At 71.3% G+C, this 8,526-nt stretch carries 9 protein-coding genes; 6 read left to right on the top strand and 3 right to left on the bottom strand.

Translation table 11 applies throughout. The features are described from left to right. Positions 1 to 88 precede the first annotated feature (88 nt). From ACIQOV_RS15105 to mycP, 4 genes are all read left to right on the top strand, one after another. Positions 89 to 802, top strand: coding sequence for an endonuclease V (locus ACIQOV_RS15105; protein WP_401048717.1), 714 nt, complete (start codon positions 89 to 91; stop codon positions 800 to 802). A gap of 97 nt (positions 803 to 899) precedes the next feature. Beyond that, positions 900 to 1,349: a hypothetical protein gene (locus ACIQOV_RS15100; protein WP_380545597.1), complete on the top strand. Its 450-nt coding sequence runs from the start codon at positions 900 to 902 to the stop codon at positions 1,347 to 1,349. Between the two features lie 37 nt (positions 1,350 to 1,386). After that, positions 1,387 to 2,814 carry a hypothetical protein gene (locus tag ACIQOV_RS15095; RefSeq protein WP_401048715.1) on the top strand — a complete coding sequence of 476 codons (1,428 nt, stop codon included), beginning with the start codon at positions 1,387 to 1,389 and terminating at the stop codon, positions 2,812 to 2,814. A gap of 139 nt (positions 2,815 to 2,953) precedes the next feature. After that, positions 2,954 to 4,159, top strand: a complete 1,206-nt coding sequence (gene mycP / locus ACIQOV_RS15090) for a type VII secretion-associated serine protease mycosin (protein ID WP_401048714.1) — start codon at positions 2,954 to 2,956, stop codon at positions 4,157 to 4,159. Here the strand turns inward: mycP and ACIQOV_RS15085 are convergent. Next, positions 4,153 to 4,734, bottom strand: coding sequence for a GNAT family N-acetyltransferase (locus ACIQOV_RS15085; protein ID WP_401048712.1), 582 nt, complete (start codon positions 4,732 to 4,734; stop codon positions 4,153 to 4,155). The two genes, mycP and ACIQOV_RS15085, sit on opposite strands and share 7 nt — an antisense overlap. 206 nt (positions 4,735 to 4,940) lie before the next feature. On the opposite strand from ACIQOV_RS15085, the gene ACIQOV_RS15080 reads away from it, so the two are divergent. Next, positions 4,941 to 5,537 (top strand): DinB family protein, encoded by a 597-nt coding sequence (locus tag ACIQOV_RS15080; RefSeq protein ID WP_401048711.1) that lies wholly within the window; start codon positions 4,941 to 4,943, stop codon positions 5,535 to 5,537. A 33-nt stretch (positions 5,538 to 5,570) separates the two neighbouring features. Here ACIQOV_RS15080 and ACIQOV_RS15075 read toward each other — a convergent pair whose 3' ends face one another. Then, the gene (locus ACIQOV_RS15075) at positions 5,571 to 6,011 is read right to left on the bottom strand and encodes a hypothetical protein (RefSeq protein WP_401048709.1); all 441 of its coding nucleotides are present in this window, start codon (positions 6,009 to 6,011) and stop codon (positions 5,571 to 5,573) included. Between the two features lie 587 nt (positions 6,012 to 6,598). After that, positions 6,599 to 7,303, bottom strand: coding sequence for a hypothetical protein (locus ACIQOV_RS15070; RefSeq protein ID WP_401048707.1), 705 nt, complete (start codon positions 7,301 to 7,303; stop codon positions 6,599 to 6,601). 256 nt (positions 7,304 to 7,559) lie between these two features. Between ACIQOV_RS15070 and ACIQOV_RS15065 the strand changes: the two genes are divergently transcribed. Continuing rightward, a partial coding sequence (locus tag ACIQOV_RS15065) for a hypothetical protein (RefSeq protein WP_401048705.1) occupies positions 7,560 to 8,526 on the top strand: 967 nt, incomplete at its 3' end.

Genomic DNA, 8,526 nt, shown 5'->3' with positions numbered 1-8,526 from the left:
CGGGGTCGTCCGGCCCGGTCGGTACGGTGAGGCGAAACCCGTCGACACCACGCACCGCCGCACACCACCGCACCCGGGGGAACCGACCATGCCCATCCCCGCCGACTGGCCCACCACCGAGGCCGAGGCACTCGCCGAACAGGAGCGGCTGCGCCCGCTCGTCCAGGCCCACGACGACAAGGGCCCCGGCGACCCGGCCCCCGACGCGCTCGTCGCCGGCGTGGACGTCGCCTACGACGACGACCACGACCTCGTCGCCGCCGCGGCCGTCCTGCTCGACCGCGACACCCTCGCCGTCGTCGAACAGGCCACCGCCGTCGGCCGGATCGCCTTCCCGTACGTCCCCGGACTCCTCGCCTTCCGCGAACTCCCCGCCGTCCTCGACGCACTGGCCGCACTCACCCGCACCCCCGACCTCGTCGTCTGCGACGGCTACGGCCTCGCCCACCCCCGCCGCCTCGGCCTCGCCAGCCACCTCGGCGTCCTCACCGGACTGCGCACCCTCGGCGTCGCCAAGACCCCCTTCACCTTCGACCACCACGAACCCGACGCGCCCCGCGGCTCCTGGACCCCGCTCACCGACCCCGCCACCGGCGAGGAGGTCGGCCGCGCCGTCCGCACCAGGGAAGGCGTGAAACCCGTCTTCGTCTCCGTCGGCCACCGCACCGGCCTCGACACCGCCGTCCGCACCACCCTCCAACTCGCCCGCCACTACCGCCTCCCCGAAACCACCCGGCACGCCGACTCGCTCTGCCGACGCGCCCTCACCGACGCCCAACGGACCGGGACGACCGCGAACTGACCAAGCCCCGGGCGGGATTCGGACCCGGTGTGTTAGACATGAGACACCGGGGCCCGGCCCCGACCGCCAGGGACGGACGCACGGGGGAGGCGCCGAAATGGGATCAGGGACCACCGGAACCGGATCGACCGGCGGAGCCGGACAGGGCTACCGCATCGAAGTCGAACAACTCCGCGCCTTCGCCGGCCAAGTACGGCTGCTGCTCGCCGACTTCCAGAAACACGCCGACGGCAGCGACACCCACGGCCGCAGCGGCATCGGCAAGAACGCCTTCGGCACCTTCGCCGAAGCCACCGAGATCCACGGCCGCTACGGCACCATGCGGGACGCGCTGCGCGACGTCCTCAACCAGCTCCAGGAAGCCGTGAACGAGGCCCAGCAGAAGGCCGATCTCACCGCCACCAACTACGAGGAGCAGGACCAGCACGCCGCCGCGAAACTCAAACTCGGCGACGACGGCTGGTCCGTCGCCCACCCCTCCGCCGGCAGCCAGGCCGCGGCCCAGCAGAACCTCACCCCGTCCACCCGCGGCAACGCCACCGTCTGACCGCCGCCCGCCCGGACCGAACGGAGGCCGACCGCCCGTGGTCTACACCGACTTCACCAAGTACAGCCACGCCCAGCTCCGCACCATGGCACAGGCCCTCGACCCCGGCGCGGTGATGGCCGCCGGAGACCCCTGGCGCAAGGCCGCCGACACCCTCAAACAGATCCGCCAGACCCTCACCAAAGCCAGCACCGAAGCCGCCACCTCCTGGGAAGGCACCACCAGCGACGCCTTCCACACCCGCATGCTCACCCTGGCCGCCAGCATCAACAACGCCGCCGCCTACGCCAACGACGCGGCCAACATCCTCCACACCGCCTCCGAAGCCATGGCCAAGGCCAAGCGCGACATGCCCGAGGAACCCGGCAACTGGGACAAGGTCAAGGACACCGTCGGCGACGCCCTCTTCGGCGACGACGACGAACACCTCCCCCTCGCCGACCGCAAGAAGGCCGAAGCGGCCGCCATCATGCAAACCCTCGCCATGCACTACCGCATCGCCACCCCGGCCCTGAAGCCCCCGCCGCCGTACGACCCGAAGAGGCCGGGAAGGGTTGAAACCCCCGACACCGGTTCGACGGACGACCCGACTGGGGCAGCGGCGATGGCGGCGGCAATGGTGTCAGGAACCTCGATGGGAACGGCGGGGGCGTCGACACGGGCGACGACTGTCCCGCCTGCCCAGCGCAAGTCCGGCCAACCGCCGATGACCGCCGGATCCGTCGCGAGGAGCGCGCCGGCTCCGAGCGACTCGGGCATCAAGGGCGGTACGGCGCAAGCCCCGGCAAAGCCGTCGGTGCCTCCCGGCCCCGGCTCCGGTGCGGGTGTCTACGGCAAGCCGGTTGCACCTTCGACCGGAAGTGTCCCGAGTCCGTCACTTGCCGGGATCCAGACCTCGGGGCTGGATCCCGTGCACACCGGAGGCCCTGCCACTGGGCCGTTCGGGGCCGGCAGCGGGCCGGACGTCCCTCGGTCCACGGGCCCGACGACCATATCCCCGGTCGGGCCGATCGTGGGTCAGGGAAAGTCCGGCCCAGGAGGTAGGGAGATCTCGGCCGGGGTGACGCCTGTCGAGGGGCCCGGACAGCGTGGAGGGCGGGCTAGCGGCAGTGCTGGCGAGGTCCATCCGGGCATCGGTACCGGAGGCCGCGGAGCGCTTGGCGGAAAGCAGGCCGGGCAACCTCTGGCACGGCCTGGTGGGGTCGTCGGGGAGACGGCGAAGCCCGGTGGAGTACAAGGCAAGCAGGCTTTCACGGAAGGCGGATCCGGACTTGGAGCGCGAAACCGGCTCAGGGGTGAGTCGGGGGTCGCAAGCGCGAACGGTATGTCTCCCGGTGTCCCGATGAGCGGAGCACAAGGACGTAAGAAGGACCAGGGGAAGGACGGCAAGCGGCCGGACTATCTCGTCGAGGATGAGGAGACCTGGGCGTTGGAAAAGCCCAGGAATCCGAACGTGGTGAAATGAACCGGTCCGGGAACGGACGGGTGATCTGATCGCATCCCGCAGGTCGACGGCCTGCGGGATGCCTCACTGAGTGGGGTGACCAGGTTTGACGAGCCGCCGGTTGGCGCGTGGTGCGGCGGCTCTGGCTGCCGGGGTACTGATGCTGGGCTCGGCCACGCCGGTGGCATCGGCCGACCAGGCCAGAGACCAGCAGTGGGCGTTGAAATCCCTCGAAGCGGAGACGAAGGTCTGGCCGGTAAGTCAGGGCGACGGCGTGATTGTCGGAGTGATCGATACCGGCGTGAACCAGGATCACCAGGACTTGACCGGACAGGTGCTTTCCGGGGCCGACTTCTCCGGCGGTAATACGGACGGTCGAGTGGACAGTGACGGTCACGGCACGGGGATGGCGAGCCTGATCGCAGGACACGGGCACGGCGATCAGGCAGGGGTGATGGGGCTGGCCCCGAAGGCGAAGATCCTTCCGGTGAGGGTGACAACAGATGCCGACAACTCCAGTCCTTCGCCGGATCCTGGTTCTTCGCAAGGTTCTGACACGGGTCAGAACGAACTCGCAGCGGCGATTCGATTCGCGACGGACCACGGCGCGAAGGTCGTCAACATCTCCCTCTCCGGGTCCTACCGTTGGGACTCGCAGCTGAGAAAGGCCGTCAACTACGCGGTTTCAAAGGATGTCGTGCTGGTTTCCGGCGCGGGCAACACCGGGTCAAGCCTGGGGGTCGGATACCCGGCTGCCTTCCCCGGAGTGGTGGCGGTCGGGGCAGTGGATTCCAACGGGTCTGTGTGGGATCGGTCGACGTCAGGTCCTGAGACGACGCTCGTAGCGCCCGGGGTGGGGATCTACCACGCGGCTGCGAAGTCTTCGATGGCGTATGTCACCGGAAGCGGCACCTCGGATTCCACCGCCTATGTCGCCGCCACCGCTGCGCTCATTCGGTCCAAGTACCCCAATCTGTCCGCTGGACAGGTGATCAACCGCATGATCAAGTCGGCTTCTCCGCCCGCCAACGGGGCGGTAGTGCCCAACAACCAGTACGGCTACGGGCTCGTCGCGCCGGCGAAGGCCCTGGAAGCGAATCCGGCCGTGGACAACGGGTCTCGGGAGAATCCCCTGATCGGGCGAATGGAAGCGAAGGGCACCCCGCCTCCGGTGACTGAGGAGACCGACGAGCCCTCCGTGGAGCCGATGGTCCCCGAGGGGGACCGCGGGAGCAGCGGGAGCGGGGTGGGGGTCGGGGTGGGGGTGGCGGCCGGGGGTTTGGTGTTGGTGGTCGGTGGCGTCGTGGCGCTCGTGGTGCGGGCGCGGCGGCGGCGGGGGGCGGCTGGTGGGGGGTCGTATCAGTGAGTGGCGAGCCATTCGTCGCGTAGGGCGGCCATCTGGAGGACGTCCCAGTAGCGGTTGTCCCAGTGGTGGGCCTGGCGGGAGCGGCCTTCGAGGGTGAAGCCGGATTTGCGGTAGGCGCGGGCGGCGCGTTCGTTGTACTCGAAGACTTCGAGGTGGACGCGGTTGAGGCGGATGGTTTCGAAGGCGTGGCGCAGGACCAGGAGGGTGGTCTCGGTGCCGATGCCACGGCCGGTGCTGTCCGGGGTGAGGGCGATCCGGAAGCTGGCGGAGGAGTTGTCGGGGTCGACGTCGGTGAGGGCGGTTTCGCCGAGGAAGCGGCCGGTGGTGGGGTCCTCGACGGCGAGGTCGAGGCGGTCGGGCTGGTCGGGGCGGGTGGCGCACCATTGGTGGATCCGGTCGCGGGTGAAGGCGGTGCGGGTGCCGGTGAGCCGGTTGGTCGTCTTGTCGGTGCAGAGTTCCCACATCGGGTCGGTGTGCCGTTCGTCGAGGGGGACGAGCCGGATGGTGGGGCCGTGCAGGGTGGGTTTCACGGCGAGGGCGGCGAGGTCGGCGAGGTTGGTGGTGTCGGCGGTCATGGCGTCCAGGATGGCGGGCCGGTTTCCGGTTCGTCCATGTCTTTGATCCCGGTGGTGCGGGTGCGCACCGGGCTGGAGTGCGCGCGGGGATGGGGGCGCGTGATGGGGGAATGCGCCGGTGGGTGCGCCGGGGGTGGCAGCATTTCGGCGATCGCTGGCGTCATTGCCACTGGTGGGGCTTGTCGGGTGGTGGAGATGCTGGGCCCATGAGCGCTTCTGAGAGCACGCCGGCCGAGAGCACGTCGATCGCCGCCACCGACAGCACCGACGCCGGGATCGTCCCGGACACCAAGGACTGGACCTGGGTGTTGGAACGCCCCTGTCCCGACTGCGGGTTGGACACTCCGCGGGTGGTCCGGGAGGACGTTGCCGGGATGGTCCGGGCCAATGCGGAGGGCTGGCTGACGGTGCTGGCGGGGGAGGCGGACGGACTGCGCCGCAGGCCCGCCGCGGGGGTGTGGTCGGACCTCGAGTACGCGTGCCACGTCCGGGACGTCTTCCGGCTGTTCGAGGTCCGGCTGGGCCTGATGCTGGACCGGGAGGACCCGCTGTTCCCGAACTGGGACCAGGACGACACGGCCGTCGCCGAGCGCTACGGGGAGCAGGACCCGAAGGCGGTGGCCGGGGAGCTGGCGGAGGCCGCGGAGAGGCTCGCAGGGGCCTTCGAGCGGGTGGCCGGCGAGCAGTGGGGGCGGACCGGGAACCGCAGCGACGGGGCGCGGTTCACGGTCGAGTCGTTCGCCCGGTACCTGATCCACGACCCGGTGCACCATCTGTTCGACGTGACGGGCGAACGGGTCTGAGGCCGGGCCGGGGGCGGCGGCGGGGGCGCGGGGTCACCAGCCGGAGGCCTCGCGCAGCATGGTGCGGCGCAGCCGTCCGGCCACGCTGGCGGCGTCGGTGCCGATGACGTCGGCGATCTCGGGGGCGGCGAGGCCGACGACGTAGTGCAGGATCGCCAGGTCGTCCTCGGCCGGGTGCCGGCCCGGGTCGGCGGTCACCCGGCGGGTGTGTTCGGCGACGGTGCCGCGCAGGATCTCCCAGGCGTGCGCGGTCGGGTTGGAGCTGCCCATCAACTCCCGCCAGTGCACCGCGATTTCCGCGAAGGCCTGCTGGACGGCGATGGCCGCGGCGGCGTGCTCGGTGAGCCACACGCGCGCATAGCTGAGGTACCGGGGGCGGTGGAGTTCGCAGAACGCGGTGAACTCCAGTGGTACGTCCGCCGGCTCGCCGGGCCCCGGGGGCGACTCGGCGGAACTCTCGTGACGGTTGGTCATCTCGGCTTCTCGGAAAGGGAGATGGATTTCTGACGGTCGATCATCTGTGCTCACTCTACGGTAGGCCCTCGGTGCGCTGGGTGACCAATCCGATGGAATGCCCGGAACCCGCCGCCGCCAGGCCGGTTCCGGTGGCGACCGGGTGCGGCGCGGCGGCGGGACGGCCGGGAAGGTGGCCGGCGAGGGCCGGCGGGGCAGTACTGCGCAGTGGCGGGGGACTCGTAGGTGCGAGCGTGTCGCAGCTGGTCAGAGTGCGTAGGACGGCTGTGGCTGCAAGGCAGTTGATGTGACACCGTAGGGCCTGAGGAGGCTGGCGTCCACGCTCAGGGCGCGAACCTGCGCCCGCACAACCACCCGCACAACCGCACTCACGATCGTCGCGGAGATCACCACGGACGGGGGCACGGTCGTCATCGCGGTGACGGTCGTGCGCGTGGCGTTGACGGCGGGCGCGGAGTGGGCGCACTGCGGATGCGGTGGACGGCCGATGCGGTGGGCCGGGCACATCGACCGCGCCCCGGCGGCCTGAACGGGACCGGCCTGAACGGGACCGGCCGGGGCGGGAGGGCGGGCGGAGCGGCCGCCGGTCAGGAGGTCGTACGGGCCTCCGTGGGGGTGATCCGGTCGACGGCGGTGTCCCGCTCGACCTGGGTCGGGAAGGCTTCGACGGCCCGTCGCCGGGCCGCCTGTGCCACTGCCGCGGCCGCGGCCGCAGCCGCCGCGGCTGCTCCGGCGGCGGCCTCCTCGCGCTCGCGCCGGTGCGCGGCGCCTGCGGCGTGCGTCCCGGAGCCGTGCGTCCCGGAGCCGTGCGTCCCGGAGCCGTGCGTTGCGGAGCCGTGCGGACCGGCGGAGAGCGCCCCGGAGCCGTGCGTCCCCGGGGCGTGCGTCCCCGGGGTGTGCCCGCCGCCCGTGACGGCTCCGGGGGCGTGCTCCCCGGCGGGCTGCCCCGGGGCCCGTCGTCGGCGGCCGAGCGCGGCCCGGGCGGCGTGTTCCTCGGCAGCCTGTCTAGCGGCCAGGTAGGCCTGTACGGCGGCCATGCCGTAGACGGGCTGGATGAGCTGATGGCCCTTGAAGAAGGGCCTGGCCGGGGCGAACCCGGCGGCGACCACGAGGTCGCGGATCTCTGCTATCTCGGCCTCACTGCGGGCGGTGAAGCGGACCTCCCAGCCCTTCTTGTACGTATGGCCCTTTTCGCCGCTGCGGCGGGCGGGGTCCGGGCGGCGGACGTATCCGGGCAGGCGGCCGAGGCGGAGCTGGGCCGCGCGGAGGCCGGCGGTCTCGTCACGTGACATGACGTAAGCCTAGGCAATCCCCGGGGCGGGATTGACGCCTTGGGCATCCCTCGCCGTATGCCTTTGATCACTCTGGGTCAGGCGACCAGGTCGACGATCGTTTTCGATCACGTATGACAACCTGATGAGCGTCAATTACTCCAAATGAGTGAGGGTATGAGGACTTTAGTGCGGGCTGATCCCGGTTTCGCGACGGTTGGGTAACAGTGCGTCAGGGTCCCGGTCGCGGGTCCGGGGGGTTGGGGATGGTGTCGGCATGAGCTACCGGATTCCGACTCCGCCGCCGTCCCTGGAGGAGCTGGCGAAGCGTCAGCAGAACGTCGTCACCGCGAGCCAGTTGCGCGCCCGGGGCGTGCCGGCCCGGATCATCACCGAGCACTGCCGCCGGGGCGGACCCTGGCAGCGGATGCTGCCCAGGGTCTACCTGCTGCAGGCCGCCGAGCCCACCCCTGAGCAGCGGATGTGGGCCGCGCTGCTGTACGCCGCGCAGAACGGTCGCGAGGAGGGTCGCCGGGAGGGTGCGGTGATCACCGGCACGGCCGCGTTGGCGCTGTACGGCTTCACCGTCGTGCCCCGGCTGCCGGCGGTGACGGGGGTGGACGTCCTGGTGCCCCGGCAGCGCCGGCTGAAGGACGTCGGTGAGGTCCGGATCCGGCGCACCGAACGGGAGTTGGTGGCCCGCTCGGTGCACGGGCTGGCCTGTGCGCCGGTGGCCCGGGCGGTGGCCGACGCGCTGGTCGAGTGGACGGCGGAGCCGTCGGGCGGCCCGGCTCCGGTGCGCGAGGTGCTGAGGGAGGCCCTCGCTCTGCCCGGGAACCACTGCACGGTGCGGGAGTTGGTGGCCGAGCTGACCGACTGCGGGTTGACCTGCGAGCCACGGGTGCGTGCCGCACTGGATGAACTGCTCGCCACCGAGCGGGATGTGGTGTTGGAGCGGCTGGGGAGCCTGGTGGACGAGTGGTTGCTGCCGGCGCCGCTGAGCGCCCCCGAGCTGCGGATGCGCGGCGGTACGTACATCGCCGTCCCGGACTTCTACTGGCCGGAGCGGGGCGTCGCGGTGGAGGTGGACTCGGAGCTGCGCTGCGTGAGCGAGGGCGAGGCCGCCTGGGTGCGCGGCGGCCAGCACCGGATGGAGTACCTGGGCGTCCGCGTGGTGTACGTCTGCGGGGCCCGGCTGGCCGCCGACCCGGACGTGGTCGGCGGCGAACTGCGCGAGGCGTACC

The organism is Kitasatospora sp. NPDC091257, assembly GCF_044757675.1.
Lineage (GTDB): Bacteria > Actinomycetota > Actinomycetes > Streptomycetales > Streptomycetaceae > Kitasatospora > Kitasatospora lactacystinica.
Note: the sequence above shows the minus strand (reverse complement) of the source record. Positions and strands in the feature narration are given on the sequence as shown.